The 24,694-nt window shown below is 64.5% G+C and carries 26 protein-coding genes; 12 read left to right on the forward strand and 14 right to left on the reverse strand.

All coding sequences use genetic code 11. The features are described 5' to 3' along the window. The first annotated feature begins 18 nt into the window (after window positions 1-18). From FHW64_RS02815 to FHW64_RS02825, 3 genes are read left to right on the forward strand one after another with little or no spacing between them, the layout of a single operon-like run. Window positions 19-999 carry an asparaginase gene (locus FHW64_RS02815; RefSeq protein WP_184522864.1) on the forward strand — a complete coding sequence of 327 codons (981 nt, stop codon included), beginning with the start codon at window positions 19-21 and terminating at the stop codon, window positions 997-999. A gap of 24 nt (window positions 1,000-1,023) precedes the next feature. After that, entirely contained in the window at window positions 1,024-1,440 is a 417-nt protein-coding gene (locus FHW64_RS02820; RefSeq protein ID WP_184522867.1) for a hypothetical protein, read from the forward strand. A 14-nt stretch (window positions 1,441-1,454) separates the two neighbouring features. Further along, window positions 1,455-1,925 (forward strand): DUF6152 family protein, encoded by a 471-nt coding sequence (locus tag FHW64_RS02825; RefSeq protein WP_184522868.1) that lies wholly within the window; start codon window positions 1,455-1,457, stop codon window positions 1,923-1,925. On the opposite strand, the gene adk is transcribed toward FHW64_RS02825, so the two are convergent. From adk to FHW64_RS02855, 6 genes are all read right to left on the reverse strand, one after another. Then, a complete protein-coding gene (gene adk, locus FHW64_RS02830; protein ID WP_184522870.1) occupies window positions 1,926-2,582 on the reverse strand; it encodes an adenylate kinase in 657 nt (218 codons plus the stop codon). A gap of 107 nt (window positions 2,583-2,689) precedes the next feature. After that, window positions 2,690-3,466 carry a 3-deoxy-manno-octulosonate cytidylyltransferase gene (gene kdsB, locus FHW64_RS02835; RefSeq protein WP_184524207.1) on the reverse strand — a complete coding sequence of 259 codons (777 nt, stop codon included), beginning with the start codon at window positions 3,464-3,466 and terminating at the stop codon, window positions 2,690-2,692. Beyond that, on the reverse strand, window positions 3,463-3,645 hold the full coding sequence (locus FHW64_RS02840; RefSeq protein ID WP_184522872.1) for a Trm112 family protein: 183 nt from the start codon (window positions 3,643-3,645) through the stop codon (window positions 3,463-3,465). Before FHW64_RS02840 ends, kdsB begins: the two co-directional genes overlap by 4 nt. After that, on the reverse strand, window positions 3,626-4,636 hold the full coding sequence (gene lpxK, locus FHW64_RS02845) for a tetraacyldisaccharide 4'-kinase (RefSeq protein ID WP_409350599.1): 1,011 nt from the start codon (window positions 4,634-4,636) through the stop codon (window positions 3,626-3,628). The genes FHW64_RS02840 and lpxK overlap by 20 nt, the downstream gene beginning before the upstream one ends. Beyond that, window positions 4,612-5,037 (reverse strand): biopolymer transporter ExbD, encoded by a 426-nt coding sequence (locus FHW64_RS02850; RefSeq protein ID WP_184524211.1) that lies wholly within the window; start codon window positions 5,035-5,037, stop codon window positions 4,612-4,614. The genes lpxK and FHW64_RS02850 overlap by 25 nt, the downstream gene beginning before the upstream one ends. Before the next feature lie 2 nt (window positions 5,038-5,039). Continuing rightward, window positions 5,040-5,672, reverse strand: a complete 633-nt coding sequence (locus FHW64_RS02855; RefSeq protein WP_184524213.1) for a MotA/TolQ/ExbB proton channel family protein — start codon at window positions 5,670-5,672, stop codon at window positions 5,040-5,042. A gap of 311 nt (window positions 5,673-5,983) precedes the next feature. On the opposite strand from FHW64_RS02855, the gene xseA reads away from it, so the two are divergent. Beyond that, a complete protein-coding gene (xseA, locus tag FHW64_RS02860) occupies window positions 5,984-7,297 on the forward strand; it encodes an exodeoxyribonuclease VII large subunit (protein ID WP_184522874.1) in 1,314 nt (437 codons plus the stop codon). 49 nt (window positions 7,298-7,346) lie between these two features. Next, window positions 7,347-7,928, forward strand: coding sequence for a superoxide dismutase (locus FHW64_RS02865; protein ID WP_184522876.1), 582 nt, complete (start codon window positions 7,347-7,349; stop codon window positions 7,926-7,928). 68 nt (window positions 7,929-7,996) lie between these two features. Here FHW64_RS02865 and FHW64_RS02870 read toward each other — a convergent pair whose 3' ends face one another. Both FHW64_RS02870 and FHW64_RS02875 read right to left on the reverse strand, forming a co-directional pair. Beyond that, complete coding sequence (locus tag FHW64_RS02870) at window positions 7,997-8,446, reverse strand: DUF192 domain-containing protein (RefSeq protein ID WP_184522878.1); 450 nt, start codon at window positions 8,444-8,446, stop codon at window positions 7,997-7,999. Between the two features lie 181 nt (window positions 8,447-8,627). Next, complete coding sequence (locus FHW64_RS02875; RefSeq protein ID WP_184522880.1) at window positions 8,628-8,972, reverse strand: cell envelope biogenesis protein TolA; 345 nt, start codon at window positions 8,970-8,972, stop codon at window positions 8,628-8,630. Window positions 8,973-9,166: 194 nt separating this feature from the next. Here FHW64_RS02875 and icd point away from each other — a divergent pair, with 194 nt between their 5' ends. The 6 genes from icd (at window position 9,167) to FHW64_RS02905 (ending at window position 16,920) form a co-directional block, all read left to right on the forward strand. Next, a complete protein-coding gene (icd, locus tag FHW64_RS02880) occupies window positions 9,167-10,426 on the forward strand; it encodes an NADP-dependent isocitrate dehydrogenase (RefSeq protein ID WP_184522882.1) in 1,260 nt (419 codons plus the stop codon). 237 nt (window positions 10,427-10,663) lie between these two features. Further along, complete coding sequence (clpS, locus tag FHW64_RS02885; RefSeq protein ID WP_088958998.1) at window positions 10,664-11,023, forward strand: ATP-dependent Clp protease adapter ClpS; 360 nt, start codon at window positions 10,664-10,666, stop codon at window positions 11,021-11,023. Window positions 11,024-11,077: 54 nt separating this feature from the next. Next, complete coding sequence (clpA, locus tag FHW64_RS02890; RefSeq protein ID WP_184522884.1) at window positions 11,078-13,399, forward strand: ATP-dependent Clp protease ATP-binding subunit ClpA; 2,322 nt, start codon at window positions 11,078-11,080, stop codon at window positions 13,397-13,399. Between the two features lie 92 nt (window positions 13,400-13,491). Next, window positions 13,492-14,949 (forward strand): cardiolipin synthase, encoded by a 1,458-nt coding sequence (gene cls / locus FHW64_RS02895; RefSeq protein ID WP_184522886.1) that lies wholly within the window; start codon window positions 13,492-13,494, stop codon window positions 14,947-14,949. A 2-nt stretch (window positions 14,950-14,951) separates the two neighbouring features. Continuing rightward, window positions 14,952-16,400: an exodeoxyribonuclease I gene (gene sbcB, locus FHW64_RS02900; RefSeq protein ID WP_184522889.1), complete on the forward strand. Its 1,449-nt coding sequence runs from the start codon at window positions 14,952-14,954 to the stop codon at window positions 16,398-16,400. A 1-nt stretch (window position 16,401) separates the two neighbouring features. After that, a complete protein-coding gene (locus FHW64_RS02905; protein WP_184522891.1) occupies window positions 16,402-16,920 on the forward strand; it encodes a GNAT family N-acetyltransferase in 519 nt (172 codons plus the stop codon). Window positions 16,921-16,936: 16 nt separating this feature from the next. On the opposite strand, the gene FHW64_RS02910 is transcribed toward FHW64_RS02905, so the two are convergent. From FHW64_RS02910 to FHW64_RS02925, 4 genes are all read right to left on the reverse strand, one after another. Beyond that, on the reverse strand, window positions 16,937-17,587 hold the full coding sequence (locus tag FHW64_RS02910; protein WP_184522893.1) for a redoxin domain-containing protein: 651 nt from the start codon (window positions 17,585-17,587) through the stop codon (window positions 16,937-16,939). A 128-nt stretch (window positions 17,588-17,715) separates the two neighbouring features. Then, window positions 17,716-18,540, reverse strand: a complete 825-nt coding sequence (locus FHW64_RS02915; protein ID WP_260303615.1) for an alpha/beta fold hydrolase — start codon at window positions 18,538-18,540, stop codon at window positions 17,716-17,718. 27 nt (window positions 18,541-18,567) lie between these two features. Further along, window positions 18,568-19,818, reverse strand: a complete 1,251-nt coding sequence (locus tag FHW64_RS02920) for a tetratricopeptide repeat protein (protein ID WP_184522895.1) — start codon at window positions 19,816-19,818, stop codon at window positions 18,568-18,570. A gap of 8 nt (window positions 19,819-19,826) precedes the next feature. After that, window positions 19,827-21,245 carry an FAD-binding oxidoreductase gene (locus FHW64_RS02925; protein WP_184522897.1) on the reverse strand — a complete coding sequence of 473 codons (1,419 nt, stop codon included), beginning with the start codon at window positions 21,243-21,245 and terminating at the stop codon, window positions 19,827-19,829. 204 nt (window positions 21,246-21,449) lie between these two features. Between FHW64_RS02925 and FHW64_RS02930 the strand changes: the two genes are divergently transcribed. Further along, window positions 21,450-22,475 (forward strand): AraC family transcriptional regulator, encoded by a 1,026-nt coding sequence (locus FHW64_RS02930; protein ID WP_184522899.1) that lies wholly within the window; start codon window positions 21,450-21,452, stop codon window positions 22,473-22,475. A gap of 12 nt (window positions 22,476-22,487) precedes the next feature. On the opposite strand, the gene FHW64_RS02935 is transcribed toward FHW64_RS02930, so the two are convergent. Beyond that, window positions 22,488-23,768, reverse strand: a complete 1,281-nt coding sequence (locus FHW64_RS02935; protein WP_184522901.1) for an amidohydrolase family protein — start codon at window positions 23,766-23,768, stop codon at window positions 22,488-22,490. Next, window positions 23,768-24,691 (reverse strand): ABC transporter permease, encoded by a 924-nt coding sequence (locus FHW64_RS02940; protein ID WP_184522903.1) that lies wholly within the window; start codon window positions 24,689-24,691, stop codon window positions 23,768-23,770. The genes FHW64_RS02935 and FHW64_RS02940 overlap by 1 nt, the downstream gene beginning before the upstream one ends. Window positions 24,692-24,694: the final 3 nt, after the last annotated feature.

Below are 24,694 nucleotides of genomic sequence, written 5' to 3' on the forward strand. Positions count from 1 at the left end.
TACTGGGGTTGGCAAGCAATGCGTGAAATCATTCAAGGCGGCACTCGGCGTGTCGTCGTTCTGGGTACCGGCGGCACGATCGCAGGACGGGCCAGCCATTCCGGCGACAACATCGGCTACACCGCCGGACAAGTGGGCGTTGCGGATCTGCTTGGCGGCATCGATGCGCCGGAAGGCACAACGCTGATCGCGGAACAGGTCTCACAGATCGACAGCAAGGACATGAGCTTCGAAATCTGGCAGAAGCTGGCGCAGCGCTGCGCCCATTGGCTCGCAAAAGCCGATGTGGCGGGCATCGTCATCACCCACGGGACCGATACGCTGGAGGAGACCGCGTACTTTCTCCAAGCGGTACTGGCGCCTTCCAAGCCGGTGGTGCTGACGTGCGCGATGCGTCCTGCGACTGCCTTGGCGCCCGACGGGCCTCAGAACGTGCGCGATGCCATCGCGGTCGCGGGGACACCGGGCGCGCAAGGCGTTGTCGCGGTCTGTGCCGGCACGGTGCATAGCGCGTTCGACGTGCAGAAGACGCACACCTATCGCCTCGATGCCTTCGGCTCCGGGGATGGCGGCCCGTTGGCCTACGTGGAAGAGGGGAGCGTCCGGGTGCTGCGCAACTGGCCGGGGCCGCAGGCGGCAGCACCCTTATTCGATCGCGTCGTCAGCGCAACGTCATGGCCGCGCGTCGAGATCCTGGTGAGCCACGCCGGTGCGCGGGGCGCGATCGTCGATGCCCTGGTCGTCGAACGTAAGCGAGGTGCCGTGGACGCCGTTCAGGGCCTTGTGCTTGCTGCAACGGGCAATGGCACGCTCCACCACGAACTCGAGGCTGCCGCACTGCGCGCGCAAGCCGAAGGAATTGCAGTGGTGCGTGCGACTCGTTGCACGCAGGGGCGCATCCTTGGGAAACCGAACGATGCGTTGCGCGACCCGGGCTCGCTGACGCCAGTCAAAGCGCGCATCGCGTTGGCGCTGGAGCTTCTCTCCGCAGGCGCATAGTCTTTTGTCAACGGGAGCCAGGCGATGCTCGATGCGCTGCGCACGACAAGCTGGGCCTATCCGATGTTGGAAGTCGTACACATCGTTGGAATCGCGCTGTTGCTCGGCAACCTCGTGGCACTGGAGATGCGCGTGTTCGGACGGGCGGCAATCGTTCCCGTGTATGCCCTAGCACGGCTGTCACTGACCATTGCACTGAGCGGTTTTGCAATCGCGGCGGCCAGTGGCTCGCTGATGTTCGCGACGCAGCCGTCCGAGCTGCTCGCGAACCGGGCCTTCCTCGTCAAAATGGTGCTCCTCGTAGTCGCCGGTTGCAATGCCGTCTGGTTCCATGCTCGTGGCTCGCTAGGCAAACTCGACTCGATGGCGCGGGTACAGATGTTGTCGTCCACTGCGATCTGGCTGGCCGTGGTGTTTTGCGGCCGTTGGATCGCCTATTGAGCAAAAGGACCTCCATGAAACGCCGAAGCCTCGTTCTCGCCGCCGCATCGGTCCCCGCGACGATGTCAACTGCCTGGGCGCATCACGGCTGGGGCAGCTTCGATCAGGATCACCCGCTTTACCTCGAAGGCAAGGTCGTGAGCGTGAAATGGCAGAACCCGCATGTCGAGCTCATGATCGATGTGCCGACGGATCTCAAGGTGCCGGCGGACTTGCCGAAGCGCGCCTTGCCGGCGCAGAGCGCCCCCGTCGACGGCGCGGCGCTCCTGGCGAAAGCGACGCTGCCGAGTCGCAGCGTGCGCCAGTGGGAGCTCGAATTGGCGCCGCTCACGCGAATGGAGGCATGGAAGATCCAGGAGATCAAGCCCGGAACCCAGGTGGCCGCGGTCGGCTTCGGCCAGAAAGACGACAAGGACGCGGTGATCCGTGTCGAATACCTGTTCGTCGATGGGAAGGTCTACGGGCTGCGTTCCAGCCCGGCCTGATCAGCTCGCCAGTGCGGAGAGTGCGCGCTGCGTGATTTCGTCGACGGTGCCGACGCCGCTGATGGAGCGGTACTTCGGGGCCGCAGCCGGCTCGACCTTTGCCCACTGCGAGTAGTAGTCGACCAGCGGACGGGTCTGCTGGCTATAGACGTCGAGACGCTTGCGGACGGTTTCTTCCTTGTCGTCTTCGCGCTGGATCAGGTCTTCGCCGGTCACGTCGTCCTTGCCGGCGACCTTCGGCGGGTTGAACTTCACGTGATAGGTGCGCCCCGACGCCGGATGCGAGCGACGGCCGCTCATGCGTTCGATGATGTCGGAGAAGGGAACGTCGATCTCGAGGACGTAGTCGAGCTTGACGCCGGCCGCCCGCATCGCTTCGGCTTGCGGGATGGTCCGGGGGAAGCCGTCGAACAGGAAGCCCTGCGCGCAATCCGGCTGCGCGATGCGTTCCTTGACGAGGTTGATGATCAGGTCATCGCTAACCAAAGCGCCGGAAGCCATCACGGCTTCGGCCTGCTTGCCGAGCGGCGTACCGGCCTTGACTGCTGCTCGGAGCATGTCGCCAGTGGAAATCTGGGGGATGCCGTACTTCTGGCAAATGAAGGCCGCCTGTGTGCCTTTGCCCGCCCCGGGTGCGCCCAACAATATCAGTCTCATGGTGTCCTCGAAGGTTTTTTGGATTTCTGTCGCGCCGTGCTGATCACGAGTGGCGTCAATGGCGGAGTTCCGTCGAGGATAGCATGGGCCCCCATTGGGACCGGCGGCTAACCTGCCCCGAACAGGGCCCGGACGCGGGCGAGATCTTCCGGCGTATCGATGCCTGGGCCGGGTGCATGCTCGCTGACGTGCACAGCGATGCGGTGGCCGTGCCAGAGGGCTCGCAACTGTTCGAGCGCCTCGGTGCTTTCCACCGGTGCGGGAGGAAGGCTGGGAAACTGCCGGACGAAGCCGGCCCGATAACCGTAGATGCCGATATGCCGCAAGGCCGGCGGCGAAAGCGGCAGTTTGTTCGGTCCGCCATCCGCAAATCCGTCGCGCCACCATGGGATCGGGGCGCGGCTGAAGTAGAGCGCATAGCCGTTTGCATCCAGCACGGTCTTGACCACGTTGGGGTTGGTGAACTCCTGCGGCGAGTCGATCGCATGCGCGGCAGTGCTCATGGCTGCACCAGGGTGCTCAGAGAGCGTTTGCGCAACGGCGTCGATGAGCGAGGGGTCGATCAGCGGTTCATCGCCCTGGACGTTAACCACGATGGCGTCGTCCGCAAGGCCAAGCTGGGCGCAGGCTTCCGACAGGCGATCACTGCCGCTTGCGTGGTCCTTGCGGGTGAGGAGCGCCTCGACGCCGTGGGCCTTGCATGCGTCGATGATGCGGGCGTCGTCGCCCGCCACCACGACGCGTTCGGCGGTCGATTCCCGCGCACGCTGTGCCACGCGCACCACCATCGGCACGCCGGCGATGTCTGCCAGCGGCTTGTCCGGAAGGCGGGTCGACGCGAGCCGCGCCGGGATCAGGACGACGAATTTCGTGCTCAAGATCAGAGACCCAGTTCTTCGTCGGTCAGTGGGCGTGCTTCGTTTTCGAGCAGCACCGGGATGCCGTCTCGCACGGGGTAGGCAAGACGCGCGCTGCGCGAGACGAGTTCCTGCTTGTCGGGATTCCAGGTAAGCGGGCCCTTGGTGACAGGGCAGACGAGGAGTTCAAGCAGCTTGGTATCCATCGGTCGATGATAGCCGTGCATCGAGCGCTGAAAAGAAGGCGGCCTCGGGCTCGAAAAGCAGCGGCACAGCCAGCGCATCCGGCGCCTTGTGCCAGAGTTTCACGGCGTCCTTTTCGGTGCAGAGCAGCGTCTCGCCATACGCTGCAGCGCGCGTCCAGTCCTCGAAATCGTGATGGTCCGGAAGCGCCATGCAGCGTTCAAGGCGCAAGCCGCGCTGTCGCAGCATTTCGAAGAAAGCCTCGGGCTTTGCGATGGCCGCGACGGCAACGAGCTTTCGATCGGCGAGTTTGGCCAGCGGCGTCCGGGTGCCGTCACGCCCCAGTGCGTAGTCGGCAAGCGACCGTGTGGCAGTAAACCCCGCAAAGGCCGGGCGGCTGCCGGTGTGCAGTACCAGATCGCAAGGGCGGGGCCATTTCTCGCGCAACGGACCCGCCGGAAGCAGCCAGCCATTGCTGATGCCGCGGTCGTCGAAGACACAGATCTCGACATCCCGCGCCATTGCAAGATGCTGCATGCCGTCATCGCTGACGATGACCTGGGTATCGGGATAGCCGGCACGAAGAGCTCGCGCGGCCTCGACACGACGCTCGGCGACGAATACGGGGGCGCCAGTCGAGCGCCGTATCAGCAGCGGCTCATCGCCGGTATCGCTGGGCGCGCTGTCGTCCAGCACTTCGCGGCAGCCCGTGGACGATCGGCCATAGCCCCGCGACACGACACCCACCCGGATACCCTGCGATTGAAGGTGGCGAACGATCGCCATGACGACCGGCGTCTTCCCGGAACCGCCGGCAACGACGTTGCCGACGACGACCACCGGTACGTCGAGGCGTTCGGTTTTGAGGATGCCGAGCCGGAAAAGAGCGCGCCGGACGGCGGTCAGCCCGCTATAGAGCAGGGACACCGGCCACAGCAGCCACGCCAGCGTGCCGCGTCGCAGCCAGGCATGCTGCAACGAAGCCAAGGCTATCGTCCCGCCTGGGCGGCCGATTGCGTGGCGAAAGTGATCTGCATGAGCCCCGCGCGCCGTGCGGCTTCCATGACAGTGATCACGGATTGGTGTGCCGCGCTCGCGTCGGCGCTGATGATGACCACGTTGTCCTTTGCTCCGCTGGCTGCTGCGCTCAGGGCCGCCGTGACAGCCTCGACGCTGCGATCGGACAAAGGCGTCTTGTTGATCGTGTAGCGCCCGTCGGCCGACACGGAGACGATCACTTCCTTGGGGTAGTCGCGTTGTGCCTCGGCATCTGCCACGGGCAGACGAAGCTGCATTTCCGTGAACTTGCTGTAGGTGGTCGACAGCATGAGAAAGATCAGCACGACGAGCAGGACGTCGATGAACGGGATCAGGTTGATCTCGGGCTCGTCCCGCGAGCCGTGGCGGAAGTGCATCCTCATCGGCGGAGCGTGTTCAGGTGACGTGCGAAGCGCTCGCCCGCGAGCTCGAGGTTCAGCAGGTACTCATCGACCCGGCTGCGGAAATAGCGCCAGAAGATGAGTGTCGGGATCGCGATGATCAGCCCGAAAGCCGTGTTGTAGAGCGCGATCGAAATGCCATGCGCGAGCTGGGCGGGGTTTCCGGAGCCGACTGCGCCACTGGAAGGTGATTGCGAGCCGAAGATCTCGATCATGCCGATCACGGTGCCGAGCAGGCCCAGCAGCGGCGCGGCGGACGCGATCGTCGCAAGTGCGGGCAAGTAGCGCTCCAGGCGATGTGCCACCACGCGGCCGGCGGCTTCCATCGAGACGCGCAGGTCGTCCTCGCTGGACGCCGGGTTGGAGTTCAGAGCCCGAAAGCCTGCGGCGAGGACTTCGCCGAGGCTGGAGTTCCGCTCCAGCTTCGTCACGACATCCGGTCCCGGGACGGAATTGCGAGAGACGGCGATGGCCTCGTCGAGCAATTTGGGTGGCAAGACTTTCGAGGTTTTCAGGCTGGCGAAGCGCTCGATGACGAGTGCGAGACCAATAACCGAACAAGCGAGCAGCGGCCAGATCGGCCAGCCCGCAGCAACTATGATGGAAAACAAATATTCCTCCGGCCCATCGACTGCAAATGCGCGGCGATTATCTACCGAGCCGGCACATGTTTCGGTGTCCTTCGCTTGTAGGGATTGACGCACAGAAACTGTGGATAACTTTGTGATTAACACGCAGAGCAACTTGGCCAGAGCCGCGCCAGATGGGCGCTTCACTGGATCGAGCGATATTTGAGCAGCACTTTTTCCAATGAAATCAATGGCTTGCACCAGAACATGTGCCTGTGATGCGTATGAGGCGCCCCGCCAGGGTACTCCGCTGGCACTTGTGGAAGATTCGCACCTTGTCACAGCCCTGTGGCATGAATGAACGTGAGCAAACACCTGCGGGCGGCGCGCGCGTCTGGGCCGTGGGCGCACTGTGCCGTGCTGTCGCGGATGCGCTCGAAGCGCGCTTCAATCCGGTCGCTGTCAGGGGCGAGATATCGGGCTTTTCTAGAGCGTCGAGCGGCCACTGCTATTTCTCGCTGAAGGATCAGAACGGGCAACTGCGCTGCGCGATGTTTCGTCGCGCGGCCGGACTGCTGGACTTCATGCCACGCGATGGCGACCAGGTCGAAGTGCGCGGTCGGCTCGGGCTTTACGAGCCACGCGGCGATCTCCAGCTGATCGTGGAGAGCCTGCGTCGGGCCGGGCAGGGAGCCTTGTTCGAGCAATTCCTCCAGCGCAAGGCCAAGCTCGAAGCAGAGGGACTCTTCGACGCGGCGCGAAAGCGTCCTCTGCCGGCGATGCCGCGATCGATCGGGCTCGTTACCTCGCTCGGAGCCGCTGCACTTCACGACGTGGTCACGGCGCTGCGGCGTCGGGTCCCGCACATCCCAGTGGTGCTTGCGCCGGCGGCGGTGCAGGGGGCAAGCGCACCTGCGGAGCTCGTGCGTTCGCTCGAAGCGCTCTATGCGATGGAGCCGCAGGTCGATGTCATCCTGTTGGTGCGTGGCGGCGGGTCGATCGAGGATCTCTGGGCCTTCAACGATGAGGCGCTGGCGCGGACGATCGTCCGGAGCCCGGTGCCGCTCGTTTGCGGTATCGGCCATGAGACCGACTTCACGATCGCCGATTTCTGCGCGGATGTTCGAGCGCCGACGCCGACCGCCGCCGCGGAACTGGTCGCCGCGCCGCGCGACCTTTGGCTCGGTGCGCTCGAGCTGATCGAAGAGCGTTTGCGCGACGCGGTTCTCGCGCGGGTGGACGCGTCGAGCCAGCGACTGGATATTGCTGCGGGGCGGCTTGGCCGTCCCTCGGAACTGGTGGGTCGCCAGCGTTTGCGTCTCTCGCATCACGCGCAGCGCATGCACTTCGCGCTGCAAGCGAAGACGGCGCGGCTCGCTCATGTGCAGCAGGTCCTGCAGGCCGGGTTGCCGGTGCGGCTTCGGCAGGCATTCGAGCGCCACCGGGAGGTGCTCGACCGTGCGTCGCTGCGATTGAAGCTGCTCGACCCGGAACTCGTGCTGCAGAGAGGCTACGCATTCATCACAGACGCGCAGGGGCATGCGGTCACCAGCGTCGATCGACTCTCTGTCGGAGCCGAAGTGCAGGCACATCTTTCCGACGGCCGTGCCGATCTGAAGGTCCTGCAAACTGAGGCCAAGGGAACGCGTCCGACGTCAGGGGTGTGAATTCCTTTCTAGAATCAACCATCCCACAACCAACCCGAGAGAGCAAAAAATGGAACACGTTCTTCCTCCCCTGCCATACGCGATGGACGCACTGGCGCCCGAGTACTCCAAGGAGACTCTCGAGTACCACTATGGGAAGCATCACAACGCCTACGTTGTGAATCTGAACAACCTGCAAAAGGGCACGGAGTTCGAGAACATGACGCTCGAGGACATCGTCAAGAAGTCCAGCGGCGGCATCTACAACAACGCGGCCCAGATCTGGAACCACACCTTCTTCTGGAACTGCATGAAGCCCGCGGGCGGCGGCGACCCGAGCGGTGCGCTCGCCAAGGCGATCGACGCCAAGTGGGGCAGCTACGCGGCATTCAAGGAAGCCTTCGTCAAGTCGGCCGTCGGCAACTTCGGTTCTGGCTGGACCTGGCTGGTGAAGAAGGCGGACGGTTCCGTGGACATCGTGAACACCGGCGCTGCCGGCACGCCGCTCACGACCGCTGACAAGGCGTTGCTGACCGTCGACGTCTGGGAGCATGCCTACTACATCGACTACCGTAACCTGCGTCAGAAGTTCGTCGAGACCTTCCTTGCCAAGCTCGTCAACTGGAGCTTTGTCGAGAAGAACTTCGGCTGATCTCGTCCTCCGGAAACAAAAAAAGCCGACTTTGGGTCGGCTTTTTTGTTGGCCTCAAGGCGCAAGAGTCAGCGGCTCTGCCCGAACAGCTCGCCGCCGAGCTTGGTGCCGGCCTTGATGTTCTTGCGCTCGAACCAACCCTGATTCATCTCGAGGACGAAACGCACCGGTTCCTTGGAACAGTGCGAATCCTCCGTCAACGGCTTCATGTCCGCCAGGTTCACGATGCGCCCGTCGTCCGCCACGAAAGCTGCGGTAAGGGGGATCAGGGTGTTCTTCATCCAGAAGCACTGCGTCGCAGGCTGCTCGAAGACAAAGATCATCCCTTCGGACTGCGGCATCTCCTTGCGGAACATCAAGCCGGTCTGGCGCTGGTCGGGCGTTTTGGCAACCTGGGCATCGATTTGATACATCCCGGCGGTTATCCGAACGTGAGGGAGATTGGTTTGCGGCTCTTGGGCGTGCGCAAAACTCAAAGATGTGGACAACAGGAGAAGGGCGAATAAGCGCTGAAACATGGAACGACTTTCAAACCGGGACAGAAACAACAATGCCCGCGTTCGCGGGCATCGCCAATTTCCGCGAGCTTACCTCTAATTGGGCCGAAATTGCTGTCGGCTGGCTGACGGTCAAGTTGAAGCGTTGGACGAAAAAAAGCGTTCCCAAGGGAACGCTTTTTCATTGGGGACGAGCCCCGACTTACTGAGGCGTGCCGCCTTGCGGGTTCATCTTGCGGACATTGCCCTTGCGGTCGCGGCGGCGATCGCTGCGGGTGTCGGCGCGAGCTTGGCCAGCTGCCGTGGCCTTGTTCTGCGTCAGACCGCCACTGCCTTCGGCCGTCTTGGGCGTGTCGCCGCCTTGCGGACGAACTTCGCCTTGGGGCTTGTCGGCACGGCGTTCCGTGGCGCGTTGCTGCGGACGGGTGTTGGTCGGGGGAGCTGCTTCCTGAGTGGTGGAGCCACCTTGTGCGAATGCACCAACCGAGAACAGACCGGCACCGGCTGCGATCAGGCCGGCCATCGTTGCTGCGAGAACTTTGCTCATTACGGATTCCTCATTGGAAATGGTTGAAAACGCCTCCCGGCCAGCAGAAGGTCTGTCAACAACGGAGCCAATACGGCTGTGGTTGACAGATCCTCAGGCTCCTCCGGTTGCGTCTAAAATTCTAAGGGTATTCAGGCGATTGGAAACGTAGTGTCTTCCAGTCTTCATTTCATCCGGAGCCGGCGTCCACATACATGTCCAGCTATCAGCACATCAAAGTCCCGGCCGAAGGCCAAAAGATCTCGGTGAATGCCGACAACTCTCTGAATGTGCCTGATCAACCGATCATTCCGTTCATCGAAGGGGACGGAACGGGTTTGGACATTACGCCCGTGATGCTCAAGGTGGTCGACGCGGCCGTGGCCAAGGCCTATGGCGGCAAGCGGAAGATCCAATGGATGGAGGTCTACGCCGGCGAAAAGGCGACCAAGGTCTACGGCCCCGACGTCTGGCTGCCTGACGAGACGCTGCAGGTGGTGCGCGAATACGTGGTCTCGATCAAAGGGCCGCTGACGACGCCGGTGGGCGGCGGCATCCGCTCGCTCAACGTTGCATTGCGGCAGGAGCTCGATCTGTACGTCTGCCTGCGGCCGATCCAGTATTTCGAGGGTGTACCGAGCCCGGTGAAAGAGCCGCAGAAGACCAATATGGTGATCTTCCGGGAGAACTCTGAGGACATCTACGCCGGCATCGAATTCGAAGCCGAGAGCGACAAGGCGAAGCGGCTCATCAAGTTCCTCCAGGACGAATTCGGCGTCAAGAAGATCCGCTTCCCGAACACCTCTGGGATCGGCGTCAAGCCGGTGTCGCGGGAGGGCACCGAACGTCTTGTGCGGAAGGCCATCCAGTACGCGATCGACAACGACAAATCCAGCGTGACGCTCGTCCACAAGGGCAACATCATGAAGTTCACGGAGGGTTCGTTCCGTGACTGGGGGTACGGTCTGGCGGCGAAGGAGTTTGGCGCCGAACTCATCGATGGCGGTCCATGGATGAAATTCAAGAGCCCGAAAAGCGGCAAAGAAATTACCGTCAAAGATTCGATTGCTGATGCATTCTTGCAACAGATTTTGCTGCGACCGGCCGAATACAGCGTCATTGCCACGCTGAATCTGAACGGCGACTACATTTCCGACGCGCTGGCGGCGCAGGTCGGTGGCATCGGAATCGCCCCCGGCGCAAACCTGAGCGACACCGTCGCCATGTTCGAGGCGACCCACGGCACGGCGCCCAAGTACGCTGGCAAGGACTATGTGAACCCGGGCTCCGAAATCCTCTCCGCCGAAATGATGCTGCGCCACATGGGTTGGAAGGAGGCCGCCGATCTCATCATCAGTTCCATGGAGAAGTCGATCGTGAGCAAGAGGGTCACCTACGACTTCGCGCGGCTGATGGAAGGCGCAACCCAAGTCAGCTGTTCCGGATTTGGTCAGGTGATGATCGAGAACATGTAAGCGGCGTCCGGACAGTTTCCGGATCGCAAACACGAAGCCCCGGCGCTGCAAGTCGCCAGGGCTTTTTTTTCGCCGCGATCGACCGATATACAAGCGGGGCCATCGTTGCTGGAAGGCATGGCGTTTGCATGAGTCCACGTCCGGTTGCACCCCGATCCGCCTTGAATGTCACAAAGCCGCCACCACTTGTCCCCCTGCCGCAAGTGCAACGCGCGGCTGCTCTATAAAATGATTTTCATGGCTACCAGAATTCCCCCGACCCCCAAGACGCCACCGGCTACGAAGCCGGCCGGCGACGATGGCGACTCGGTCGTTCTTGAACGGCGGCCGCAGAAGACCGCACCACCCCAGATGTACCAGGTGGTGATGCTCAACGATGACTACACGCCGATGGAGTTCGTCATCGTCGTGATTCAGCAGTTCTTCAACAAAGACCGGGAAACAGCCACGCAGATCATGCTCAAGATCCACCTCGATGGGCGCGGCGTTTGCGGTGTTTACTCCCGCGACATGGCAGCGACCAAAGTGAATCAGGTGATGGAAGCAGCCCACCAGGCCGGACACCCGCTGCAGTGCGTCAGCGAACCGGTTGAATAAATCGCTCTCCAACCCATCTGCGGAATATTTACAGCAAGGCCAAAAGGAAATCACATGATTGCCCAGGAACTGGAAGTCAGCTTGCACATGGCTTTTGTCGAAGCCAGGCAGCAGCGCCACGAGTTCATCACGGTGGAGCACCTGCTGCTCGCCTTGCTGGACAACCCGAGTGCCGCGGAGGTCCTGCGCGCATGCTCGGCGAATGTCGACGACCTGCGTGCGTCGCTCACGAACTTCATCAAAGACAACACGCCGCAAGTCGCTGGCACCGACGACGTGGACACCCAGCCTACGCTGGGCTTCCAGCGCGTCATCCAGCGCGCGATCATGCACGTGCAGTCGACCGGCAATGGCAAGAAGGAAGTCACCGGCGCCAACGTGCTCGTGGCGATCTTCGGCGAGAAGGACTCGCATGCCGTGTACTACCTGCACCAGCAGGGCGTGACGCGCCTCGACGTCGTGAACTTCATTGCGCACGGCATCAAGAAGAGCGATCCGCCTGAAGCTGCCAAGGGCAGCAGCGATGCATCGTCTGGCGAGGGCGAAGAGGGTGGTGGCGAGAAGAACGAGAAGTCGTCTCCTCTCGAGCAGTTCACGCAGAACCTCAACCAGCTTTCCAAGGAAGGCAAGATCGATCCGCTGATCGGTCGCGAGTACGAGGTCGAGCGCGTCATCCAGATCCTGTGCCGCCGTCGCAAGAACAACCCGCTGCTGGTCGGCGAGGCTGGCGTTGGCAAGACTGCGATCGCCGAAGGGCTCGCATGGCGCATCACGCAGGGCGACGTGCCGGAAATCCTCGCGGAATCCAACGTGTACTCGCTCGACATGGGCGCGCTGCTCGCAGGCACGAAATACCGCGGCGATTTCGAGCAACGTCTCAAGGGCGTGCTCAAGTCGCTCAAGGACAAGCCCAATGCGATCCTGTTCATCGACGAGATCCACACGCTGATCGGCGCGGGCGCGGCTTCGGGCGGCACCCTGGATGCGTCCAACCTGCTCAAGCCGGCGCTTTCGAGCGGCCAGCTCAAGTGCATCGGCGCGACCACGTTCACCGAATACCGCGGCATCTTCGAAAAGGATGCAGCCCTGTCTCGGCGTTTCCAGAAGGTCGACGTGGTCGAGCCGACGGTGGCCGAGACGGTCGACATCCTGAAGGGCCTCAAGTCGCGCTTCGAAGAGCATCACGGTGTGAAGTACGGCGTGGCTGCCCTGCAGGCTGCCGCCGAGCTGAGCGCCAAGTACATCAATGACCGTCACCTGCCTGACAAGGCGATCGACGTCATCGACGAGGCTGGCGCGGCGCAGCGCATCCTGCCCGCGAACAAGCGCAAGAAGACCATCAGCAAGACCGAGGTCGAGGAAATCGTCGCGAAGATCGCGCGCATTCCCCCGGCCAACGTGTCGAACGACGACCGCGGCAAGCTGCAGACCATCGAGCGCGATCTCAAGAGCGTGGTGTTCGGCCAGGACAAGGCGCTGGAAGTGCTCGCCTCGTCGGTGAAGATGGCCCGCTCGGGCCTGGGCCGCGACGACAAGCCGATCGGCTCGTTCCTCTTCAGCGGTCCCACCGGTGTCGGCAAGACCGAAGCGGCGCGCCAGCTGGCCTACATCATGGGTATCGAGCTGATCCGCTTCGACATGTCGGAGTACATGGAGCGCCATGCCGTGAGCCGCCTGATCGGCGCGCCTCCGGGCTACGTCGGTTTCGACCAGGGAGGTCTCTTGACCGAGGCGATCACGAAGAAGCCGCACGCGGTGCTGCTGCTCGATGAAATCGAGAAGGCGCACCCGGACATCTTCAACGTGCTGCTGCAGGTGATGGACCACGGGACGTTGACGGACAACAACGGCCGCAAGGCCGACTTCCGCAACGTGATCATCGTCATGACCACCAACGCCGGTGCCGAGACGATGAACAAGTCGACCATCGGCTTCACGAACCCGCGCCAGGCTGGCGACGAAATGGGCGACATCAAGCGCCTCTTCACGCCGGAGTTCCGCAACCGCCTGGATGCGATCGTGAGCTTCAAGTCGCTCGACGAGCAGATCATCCTGCGCGTGGTCGACAAGTTCCTGCTGCAACTCGAGACGCAGCTGGCCGAGAAGAAGGTGGATGTCACGTTCACCGACGCTCTGCGCAAGCATCTCGCGAAGAAGGGCTTCGATCCGCTGATGGGTGCTCGCCCGATGCAGCGCCTGATCCAGGACACGATCCGTCGTGCCTTGGCCGACGAGCTCCTGTTCGGTCGCCTGCAGGAGGGTGGTCGTCTGACGGTCGATCTCGACGACAAGGAAGAGGTCGTGCTGGATATCCAGCCGCTGCCCAAGAAGGAAGGCCGTTCCAAGCCCGAGGCGGAAGAGACCGCAGCAGGCTGATGCCCGGGTTCCGCCATCCCGGCGGAATTCCCGCCACACAAGGCCGGTAGCATTGCGCTACCGGCCTTTTTTCTGTTCGCACATCTTTCACCTTGATCCTCCCCGAGCTCAGCCAGGAATGGAGAACGGGCCTCTCCCTAGCGTGGAGCGGCTACATCGCGGTCCTTTCCGTCTGGATCGTGATGCAGAAGCGCGCGCCGGTGTCGACGATGAGCTGGATCCTCTCGCTCGCGTTGCTGCCTTTCGTGGGCTTCCTCATCTACTACTTCCTCGGTCCGCAGCGGCTCAAGAAGCAGCGGCTGAGGCGCCTTCGCAGTCGGGCGTTCGAACAGGCCCCGGGCGACATCGCGAGGCTGCGAGAGGCATCGAAGCACGCACCGCCCACCTTGCGGAAGCTCGCCGCCTTGGGAACAGCGGCCTGCGGTCTGCCGGTGTCGACCGCAACGTCGGTCGAACTGCTGTCGGGCGGGGCGCATACCTTCGACACGATCTTCGACTGCATCCGGCAGGCGAAGGACCACGTGCATCTCGAGTACTACATCTTCGAGCCCGACAACATCGGCACCGCGCTGCGCGACCTGCTGATCGAGCGCGCACGCGAAGGCGTGACAGTGCGCCTGCTGCTCGACGCGCTTGGCTCCAAGCGCGTCGGCCGCAAGTTCATGGCGCCGATGCGCGAGGCGGGCGTCCATGTGGCGCTGTTCCATGACACACGCATTGGGCGCCGCCTGCGCCCCGTGACCAACTACCGGACGCACCGCAAGATCGTCGTCTGCGATGGGCGCATCGGCTTCACCGGCGGCGTCAACATCACGGACGAGGAAGATGCGCGAACGCGCCCGGATGCCTATCACGACGTTCACCTGAAGATCGTGGGGAGCGCCGTCCGGTGGCTCCAGACCACCTTCATCGAGGACTGGACCTACGCCACCGGCGAGACGCTGCGGCACGTGCACAAGGCGATCGACAGCATGTTCCCGCGCGTCGAAGCGGAGGACGGCGTTGGCGACATTCCCGTGCAGATCGTCACCAGCGGACCCGACAGCGCGGTCGAGGCGATTCATCGCATGCAGGTCGATGCGCTCCATGCGGCGGAACAGCGCGCCTGGCTGACCACGCCGTACTTCGTGCCGACGGAGCCGGCGTTGATGGCGCTCACGAGTGCCGCTCTGCGCGGCGTCGACGTACGTCTGCTGGTGCCGCGCCGCAGTGATTCGCTCATCGTGAGTGCGGCAGCGCGCTCCTACTACGACGAGTTGATATCCGCCGGCGTCAAGATCTGGGAATACAAGGCGCGGATGCTGCATTCCAAGACGCTGGTGGTGGACGACAACTGCGCGATGATCGGCACCGCGAACTTCGACAACCGCAGCTTCCGGCTCAACTTCGAAGTGTCTGCCGTGATCTACGGCCCGCTCCTCGCCGGCGCATTGGTGACGCAGTTCCAGACTGACCTGCGCAATTCATCGCCGGTGCGGGCCAACCGGCACCAGACTTTCCCGCGGCGCCTGGCTGAAGCCACAGCGCGTTTGTTTTCCCCTTTGCTTTGACGATGGCTCCTCACACCTTTCTCTGGCACGACTACGAAACCTTCGGGGCCGTGCCACGCCGCGATCGACCGGCGCAGTTCGCCGCGATCCGCACCGATGCCGAACTCAACGAGATCGGCGAGCCATTGATGATCTTCTGCAAGCCCGCCCCGGACTACCTGCCGAGCCCGGAGGCCTGCCTGATCACCGGCATCACGCCGCAGCAATGCCTGGAGCAGGGCCTGCCCGAGCATGAATTCGCAGCGCAGATCGAAAGCGCGTTCTCGCAGCCCGGCACCATCGGCGTGGGCTACAACACGATCCGCTTCGACGATGAAGTGACTCGTTTCCTCTTCTGGCGCAATCTCATCGACCCCTATGCGCGCGAGTGGCAGAACGACTGCGGGCGGTGGGACCTGCTCGATGTGGTGCGCCTGACCTATGCGCTGCGTCCCGACGGCATCGAATGGCCGAAGAAGGCGGACGGAAGCCAGAGCTTCAAGCTCGAAGATCTGAGCCGCGCCAACGGGCTCGTGCATGAAGCAGCGCACGATGCCTTGTCGGACGTTCGCGCGACCATCGCCCTCGCGCGCCTCATCCGCGACCGGCAGCCGCGCCTATTCGACTTTGCCTTCGGACTACACCGCAAGGACCGGGTTGCGAGCGAACTGGGCCTGCCGGCGACGAAGGAGGGCATGCGGCCTTTCCTGCACGTGTCGGGCATGTTCCCTGCCGAACGCGGATGCATCGCAGTGATGTGGCCGCTGGCGACCCACCCGACTAACCGCAACGAACTGCTCGCCTGGGACCTCGCGCACGACCCGAGCGAACTGGCCAGCCTCGACGTCGAGACGATTCGGCTGCGCCTCTTTACGCGGACCGCCGATCTGCCTGAAGGCATGGTGCGGCTTCCGATCAAGGGCATTCACTTGAACAAGTCGCCGATGGTCGTGGGCAACCTTCGCACGCTTGCACCGGCCATGGCCACGCGCTGGGGCATCGACATGGAGACCGCCATGCGCCATGCCGCCATCGCGGCTTCGCTGCCCGACATGAGCAGCGTCTGGTCGCGCGTCTACGAGCGTCCGAAGGAAGGCCCGCCCGATGTCGACGAAGACCTCTACGGCGGATTCGTCGGCAACGGAGATCGTCGGAGGCTCACCCAGTTGCGCAGCCTTTCGCCTGAGCAGCTCGTGCAGGCCCAGGAACGCACTGCCTTCGATGACCCGAGGCTCGAAGAGCTGCTCTTCCGCTACCGCGCCCGCAATTTCGTCGACACGCTGACCGAGGAAGAAGCCGAGCGCTGGGAAGCGCATCGCGTCGCGCGCCTGCTCGAAGGCGAGGGCGGTGCGCGCAATGTCGACGAGCTGTTCGCGCAGATCGACACCCTCGCCGAAAAGGCCGATGAGCGCGGCGAAGAAATCCTTGGGGCGCTCTACGAGTACGCCGAGGCCATCGCACCGGCGGTCTGAGATGACGGTACGTCGCCTGCTCCCTGCCGATGCCGAGGCTTACCGCGCGCTGATGCTCGAGGGCTACACGCGCCATCCGGACGCATTCACATCGACGGCTGCCGAGCGCGAGGCACTCCCGCTCTCGTGGTGGCAGAAGCGCCTCGATGCCTCACCGACCGCCGATCAGGTGGTGTTCGGCGCCTTCGAGGGTGATGCACTGGTGGGCGCCGCTGGCCTGCAGTTCCAGGCGCGCGAGAAGGCGCGCCACAAGGCCGATCTCTTCGGCATGTACGTGGCGCCGTCCGCACGCGGAGGCGGCCATGGGCAAAAGCTGGTTGATGTGCTGCTCGATGAAGCGGCGGCCCGGGAGGGCGTCCGGATCGTCCAGCTCACGGTGACTGAAGGCAACGCGGCAGCCCAGACGCTCTACGAGCGCTGCGGCTTCAAGCCGTTCGGCGTCGAGCCGTACGCGGTCGCGCTCGGCGACGCGTACCTGTCGAAGGTCCACATGTGGTGCGCCGTGGCGGCGCTCGACTGAAAGGGCCGGCCCGGCTTTAGTGCAACGCGCGAGCGGCGCCGAGGATCACGTCTTCCGACGCCAGCTTGCCGATACCGCCCAGGCCTTCGGTGCTGCACTCGATGTCGGCCCACCGCACGATGCCTTCGCGGTCGATCATGAAGTAGGCCTTGAGCTGGGGCCATTGCCTTTCCACATCGACGTTGTCGGTCGGCGTGTTGACGTAGCCGTCGAGGTCCTGCATCGTCTTGGCGAGCTCGGCGATCGGCATCGGCTCGGGCAGATCGCCAAAGGGGTTCACGCGAACCTGTTCCAGTGCCTGGATGAGATCCGGCGTGGGCTCAGGTTTCGGAACGCCGTATGCGCGATGCGTTGACAGCTCGGGGTCGGAGGCCAGCCGCAGCCGCGTCGGCCTGAACTTGAAGTAGCGCCGCGCGTTCTCCGGCGCGGTGGCCACCACCGCGAGGCTTTGCACGCTCAGGGCCTTCAGCTTGTCGTCCAGTGTGCCGAGCTGGACCAGTTGCCGCCGGCAGAAGGGGCACCACAGGCCCACCAGCAGCGCCAGGAACAGCGGGCTTCGTCCGCGATAGTCCGCGAGGGAGATGGTGTCGGCATCGGCGACCGCCGGCAGCGCAAAGTCCGGGGCCGGTTCGCCCGGTGAAACGGGTGGATTCATCGCCATCGTCATAGCGGACTCCTTCGCGCCTGCGACGCGGAAGCAGAGCTACGCAAATTACCACGCAGCGCGCGGCGTCGCCAGAGGGCAGCAACCCGGGGCGCAGGGCGGTTGGTAGCCGTTTGTGACGATCGGCGCGTTCAATTGCGCTGCAGGAAGGCCTCCACGGCTTCGTTGACGACGTCCGGATGCGTGACCGGCCCCATGTGGCCGAGATCGGTGAATTCCGTGACGGTGACCGAAGGCAGCACGCTGGTCAGCAGTCGCGCGACGCCGTGCGTCGAGGCAGGCGACCGGGCGCCGAGCATGTACAGGACCGGAATGTCGAGCGCTGCAAAGTCGCGCAGCAGTGTTGGCTCGGTGAACAGGGCGTGCGCCCAGCCCGCGATGTTGTGCATGCTGCCGGCGATTTGCGCCTGTCGCGCTTCGGGCATCGACTTCCATGTGCCGTCGCCCATCCAGTAGTCGATGAAGCGCTCGCCGGCCGCCATTGGATCGTTCGCGCGAATCGACCTCGCCGCGTCGTCGGCCGCAGAGCGGATGCCGTTCGCGGCTGGTTGCCCCGGCGCTTCCTGCTCGAGCACGGCGAAGAGGGTCGGCTCGTAGAGCACCATCGCGCGGACCCGCTCCGGGAACGACAGCGCGGCGATCAAGGCCACCGCCGCCCCGTACGAGTGGCCGACCAGAAAGAACGGATGTCCCGCGGCCGCGAAGACAGGCTCCAGCAGTGCGACTTCATCGCGCAGCGTGACCGTGCGATTCGCCGGCCATGCGGGGCTTTTCCCGGCGCCGATCGAATCCGCCGCAAGGACGCGAAAGCGCGGACTCATCCGCTCGGTCAACGCGCGCCATTGCGATGACGTACTGGCGTTCGAATGAATGCAGACCACACCGGGCCCGGTGCCGGTTTCGCGGAAGAAAGGGACGTCCTGGAGCATTTCGACGTGCTGGGATGCGAACTGCATGGGGGTCCTCTTTTCGTTCGTGGTTGATCAGGCGCTTTGCGGCGACCGGTGGGCTACTGCGCAGATGCGTTCGACCGCCTCGCGCAGGGTGAGATGCAACACGTCGCGCTGGGCATGGCTGCCCCCGAGCCGATGGGCCAGTGCCGGCAGGCTGGCCAGCAGCGTGACCGCAAGCGTATCGTCGCCACGGCCGAAGGCCATCATCGCGCGGCACGATGCGAGGCCGAGCTCCCGCGTGGCGCTTCCGTGGCGCGTGGGCTTCGATTGCGCGTCGATCAGCGAGGTCTCCAGCCGCCGGGCGAGACCCCACTCGTGGGCACCGACAAAGGCCAGCGCAGCATGCAGGTCATTGAAGCTGCAGAAGCCATCGTCGATGTGCGAGGCCCAGGCGGCGGCGAGTTCGGCCCAGCGCATGCCCAGGTCGGCGCAGTGAAGGTCGAGGCGCCACAGCAGTGCGGCGGCGTCGATCAGGTCCGCGATCTGCGTCGAGTGCCCGGCGCGCACGCGCTGGTCGTACAGCGCCAATGCGTGTCCCCATTCGGCGCGCGCCAGATGAAACAGCGCGAGATGCCACCAGCAGTGCGTCGCGACGATGGTGCCTTCGCTCCACGCGGCGATGTGCCGTCGCATCCAGCGCACGCCGGCATCGGGTTGCTCGGTCATCTCGAAGATGTGCGCCATCGCGTGGTGCGCGCGGGCGTCGTGAGGGTCGAGTTCGAGGGCTGACAGCGCCACGTCCTGTGCACGTGCGTACTCGCCGCTTTCCTCCAGGCTGAAGGCGTGCATCGACAGGATCGTGTGATAGCCCGGCAGGTCACGCGACCACGCCGGCAACACCGATGACACGCGGTCGCGCATCCGCTCCTCGTCTCCGGTGACGTGGTCGAACGCATGCGCTACCTGCAGCGCGAGTGCGTCCCTAGGGTGTTCGTCGAGCAGCTCGCCGAGCCGCACCTTTGCGCCTTCGTAGTCGTCGGCCAGCACGGTGGCGATGGCGGCCAGGTGCATCCGTTCGCGCCCATTGCTTTCGAGCGCCGTCGCGCGGGCAAGCGCCGAATGCGCCTGCCGCACCTGGCGCGGATCGCGGCTGCAGATCAGCTGATAGGCCCGCAGCACGTGCGCCATCACGAAGGCTGGGGCTTCGGCGAGCGCGATCTCCAGTTCCGCGTCAGCGCCGGTGCGCCAGCCCTGGAATGCAGTGAGCGCCCGTTCGTACGCGGCGAGCGCCTCGGGCGTGGCGCCGGTGATGCTGCATCCGCGATGGTCGACGAGGCTCACTGTGGCTCCTACGGTGCGATGTTGAGGTTCATGCGGAACAGGTTGTCGGGGTCGTACTTCCGCTTGGCCGTCTGCAGCCGTGCGTAGTTCGCGCCATAGCTGCCCTCGACCCGCGCCGCCTCGTCTTCCGTCAGGAAGTTGACGTAGCCGCTCGCGGTCGCATGCGGTGCGGCTTCCTGGAACACGCGGCGTGCCCAGTCGCGCACCTTGTCGTCGTCGGCCGGATCGTCCCAGCGGCCATGCACGTTCATGATGTAGTTCGCGTCGCGGCCCGGGAAGGCGGTTTCCGACTGCTTCACCCGCCCCATTGCACCGCCGAGCTGCGCCATGAAGATCTCGCACTGCGGTCCGGGCAGACGGGCGACGTTGGCGATCAGCATGTCGAGCGCTGCGTCGCTGAGTTTGTTGAAGTTGTTGGACTTCCAGTAGTTGCGACTGCCGGGTGCCAGCAGCGGGTCGACCACGGTCTGGAAGCCAGCGTACGGGTTCGCTCCGAGTGCGACCGCGATCGGGTGGCCGAACTTCGTTACCGGTGCGGCAGCGGCTTCGCCGTCCTTCATGTGGCCGCAGTACAGCAGCGGGAAGATCACGACCTCGGTCCCGTGTGCCGATTCGGGGAGGAAGGGCAGCGGCGGCGCCTTGCGCATCACGGTCCACACGCTCAGCTCGTCCGGCGAGGTCAGGTTGAAGTCGCGCCACGCGCGCAGCACCTTCTGCGCCTGCGCGAATGGGTAGACCACCAGTCCCGAATACACCTCCGGCCCGACCGGGTGGAGCTTGAACTCGAACGAGGTCGCCACGCCGAAGTTGCCGCCGCCGCCGCGCATCGCCCAGAAGAGCTCGGGCTCGGAGGTTGCCGAAGCGGTGCGCTTCACGCCATCCGCGGTGACCACGTCGATGCTCAGGAGGTTGTCCACGGTGAGCCCGTAGCGGCGCGTGAGCCAGCCGAAGCCGCCGCCCAGCGTGAGGCCCGCGACCCCTGTCGTGGAGTTGATGCCCAGCGGCGTTGCGAGGCCATGCGCCTGTGCCGCCTTGTCGAAGTCGCTGAGGAGCGCGCCTGCGCCGACGCGCGCGGTGCGTTTCGCTGCGTCGACATCGACGGTCTTCATGCTCGACATATCGAGCATCAGCCCGCCCTCGGCAACCGCATTGCCCGCGATGTGATGCCCGCCGCCGCGCACGCTCAGAAGCATGCGGTGCTTCGTTGCGAATTGCACGCCGGCCTGCACGTCGGCGGTGCTGGTGCACTTGGCGATCAGCGCCGGACGGCGGTCGACGGTGGCATTCCAGATCTTGCGGGCCTCGTCATAGGCCGCGTCGCCCATGCGCAGGACACCGCCCTTGATCTGGGCTGCGAAGGCATCGACGTCGGACTGCTGGACTTGCCGGACGTCCTTGTCCAGCGTAAGGTAGGTCAACGAAGGCATGAGTTGCTCCTGGGATGAAAACGATGAAGACCCGGTCGCCGTGCTCGCAGCGCGGCGAGTGGGATCATTTTTTTCTTTCGGGCGGTTCCGCGCCGCACCTGAAGTCCGCCCGTTTTGTCCGATCGTCCTGCGTTGCGCGGCGGCCGGCACGCGGGTTGACCGATCGTCCGGCCGTCTTGTCCGATCCTCCGCGGTGACCCCGTTATGAGCCAGGACACGCTGTCGGATGTCCTGCGCGGCGTGCGCCTTCGCGGTGCCGTTTTCTTCAGCGTCAGCGGCAGCAGCGATTGGGCCGCCGAGGCGCCACCCGCCCGCGATCTCGCACCGATGCTGATGCGTGGCGTCGATCACGTCATCGAATACCACGCGGTCGCCAAAGGCAGTTGCTGGGCTGGCATCCCGGGCGGACCCTCGGCCCATCTGCTGGCGGGCGACGTCGTCATGTTTCCTCACGGCGATGCCCATGTGGTGTCGAGCTCGCCCGGCATGCGCGGCGACGCCGGACTGGGCTGGTTCCCGGGCATGGACAGCATCGGGCAGCTTCCGCTGGGCGTGGCCTACAACGGTTCCAGCGTCACGCATTCGGCGTCGCCCGAATGGGTGCCGCACGTCGAGGCCGATGCGGAGGTGACGATCGTCTGCGGCTTCCTGGGGTGCGATCTGCAGCCCTTCAATCCGCTGATCGATGCGCTTCCGCGCATGCTGCACCTGCGTGCGAACGGCGAAGGCGCATGGATCGCGCAGTTCACGCAGCAGGCGGTGGCCGAGTCGCACGCCCGGCGTCCCGGTGGCGAGGCCATGCTGGCGCGCATGAGCGAGATGATGTTCGTCGATGCGGTGCGCCGCTATGCCGACAGCCTGCCTTCGCAAAGTGCCGGCTGGCTCGCCGGCCTGCGCGACCGCTTCGTCGGGCGCGCGCTGGCGCTGATGCACGAACAGCCCGCGCAGGACTGGACGATCGACGAACTCGGAAAGCAGGTCGGCCTGTCGCGCTCGGCGCTGCACGATCGCTTCGCGCATCTGGTGGGCATCCCGCCGATCCAGTACCTCGCGCAATGGCGGATGCAGGCCGCCGCGCGACTGCTGCTCGAAACGCGGGCGACTGTTGCGGCGATCGCGCTCGACGTGGGCTACGAGTCCGAAGCCGCCTTTGCGCGCGCCTTCAAGCGGCTGGTCGGCAAGCCGCCGGGGGAGTGGCGCCGCGACCATGATGCGGCGGACGCGGCCTGATGGCCTGAACCGTCAGTCGCGGGGAATCATCCAGGCCGTCGACGCGGCCCGCCCCGATACATGGAGCGCCGCGGTGGCCGCCGGTGTCTCGGCCAGCAGCTTGCCCTTTCGATACACCTTGAGCCGCGTCGCGCGAAGCCGGATCGCTTCCACCGGATCGCGGGCCTGCAGCAGCACGAAGCTCGCATCGCAGCCGGCCTCCAGCCCGTAGCCGTCGAGGTGGAACACCTTCGCGGCGTTGGTCGTGATCGCATCGAAGCACTGGCGGATGCCGCGCTGGCTGGTCATCTGAGCCACGTGCAGGCCCATGTGCGCGACTTCGAGCATGTCGCCCGAGCCCATGCCGTACCACGGGTCCATCACGCAGTCGTGGCCGAAGGCGACGTTGACGCCGGCGGCCATCAGTTCGGGCACGCGTGTCATGCCGCGCCGCTTGGGATAGGTGTCGTGCCGGCCCTGCAGCGTGATGTTGATCAGCGGATTGGCGATCACGCTGACGCCGCTTTCGGCGATGAGCGGCAGCAGCTTGCTGACGTAGTAGTTATCCATCGAGTGCATCGAGGTGCAGTGAGAGCCCGTCGCACGGCCTTGCAGCCCGAGGCGCTGTGCCTCGTAGGCCAGCGTTTCGATGTGGCGCGAGTGCGGGTCGTCCGACTCGTCGCAATGCATGTCCACCAGCTTGCCGCGCTCGGCGGCGATCTCGCAAAGCAGCTTCACGCTCGCGGCGCCGTCGGCCATGGTGCGCTCGAAATGCGGAATGCCGCCGACCACGTCGACACCCTTGTCCAATGCGCGCTTCAGGTTCTCGACGCCGCCCTTGGTGCGCAGAACGCCGTCCTGCGGAAAGGCAACGAGCTGGAGATCGAGATACGGCGCCACTCGGCGCTTGACTTCCAGCAGCGCGTCGACCGCGAGCAGGCTCGGATCGCTGGTGTCCACATGGCTACGGATCGCGAGCAGACCTTTCGCAACCGCCCAGTCGCAGTAGGCCAGGGCGCGTTCGATCAACGCATCCGCCGTGAGCAGTGGCTTGAGTTCGCCCCACAGCGCAATGCCTTCGAGCAGCGTGCCGCTTTCGTTGACGCGCGGCAGGCCATAGCTGAGCGTCGCGTCCATATGAAAGTGCGGGTCGATGAAATGCGGCGTGACCAGGAGGCCTCCTGCATCGACTTTTTCCGCTGCCGGAGCGTCGAGGCCGGGTGTCACTTCGGCGATACAGCCATCCTTCACAGCGATCGACATGCCGGTGCGGCCATCGGGGAGGGTGGCGTTCTGAATAAGAAGATCAAGCATCAGCGCTCTCCTTTTCGATAGGGTTTCATCAGCGCTTGCGGATAGCTCGCCTTGCGCGCGACAAGCACCAGCGCAAGGATCGACAGCAGGTAGGGAAGCATCAGGTAGATCTGGTAGGGCAGCAAGGCATCGCCCGACTGCTGCAGGCGCAACTGGAGCGCATCGAAGAAGGCGAACAGCAGCGCGCCGAGCAGCGCCTTGCCGGGCCGCCACGAAGCGAACACCACCAGCGCGACGCAAATCCAGCCGCGTCCGTTGATCATGTTGAAGAAGAAGGCGTTGAACGCCGACAGCGTGAGGAACGAGCCGGCGATGCCCATCAATGCCGACCCGGCCACGATCGCCCCCGTGCGCGTTGCCGCGACCGACACGCCCTGGCCTTCGGCGGCCTGCGGGTTCTCGCCGACCATGCGCACCGCAAGCCCGAGCGGCGTGCGATAGAGGACATACGCAATCACCGGCACCAGCAGCAGCGCGAACAAGGTCAGTGGCGTCTGAGCACTCAGCACCGGGATATGCAGCCACTCCATCGGCGCGAACGGCGTGACGGTCGGCGGCGTATTGACCTTCGGGAAGCTCACTCGATAGCCGTAATAGCTCAGCGCCGTCGCCAGCAGCGTGATGCCAAGGCCCGACACATGCTGCGAGAGCGCGAGTCCCACCGTGAGGAACGCATGCAGCAGCCCAAACGCCGCGCCCGTCAACGCGGCCACGCCCACGCCGACCCACAGCGGTGCGCCCGCATAGACCGCGAGCCATCCTGCGAAGGCGCCGGCGACCATGATCCCTTCGATGCCGAGGTTCAACACGCCGGCGCGCTCGCACAGCAGGACCCCCAGCGTGCCGAAGATCAACGGCGTGGCGATCCGCAGCACCGCGATCCAGAAGGCGGCGTTCGAGAGGATGTCCGCGATGTCGCTCATCGG

Origin of the sequence: Variovorax sp. Sphag1AA (assembly GCF_014192575.1) — a bacterium.
Lineage (GTDB): Bacteria > Pseudomonadota > Gammaproteobacteria > Burkholderiales > Burkholderiaceae_C > Variovorax.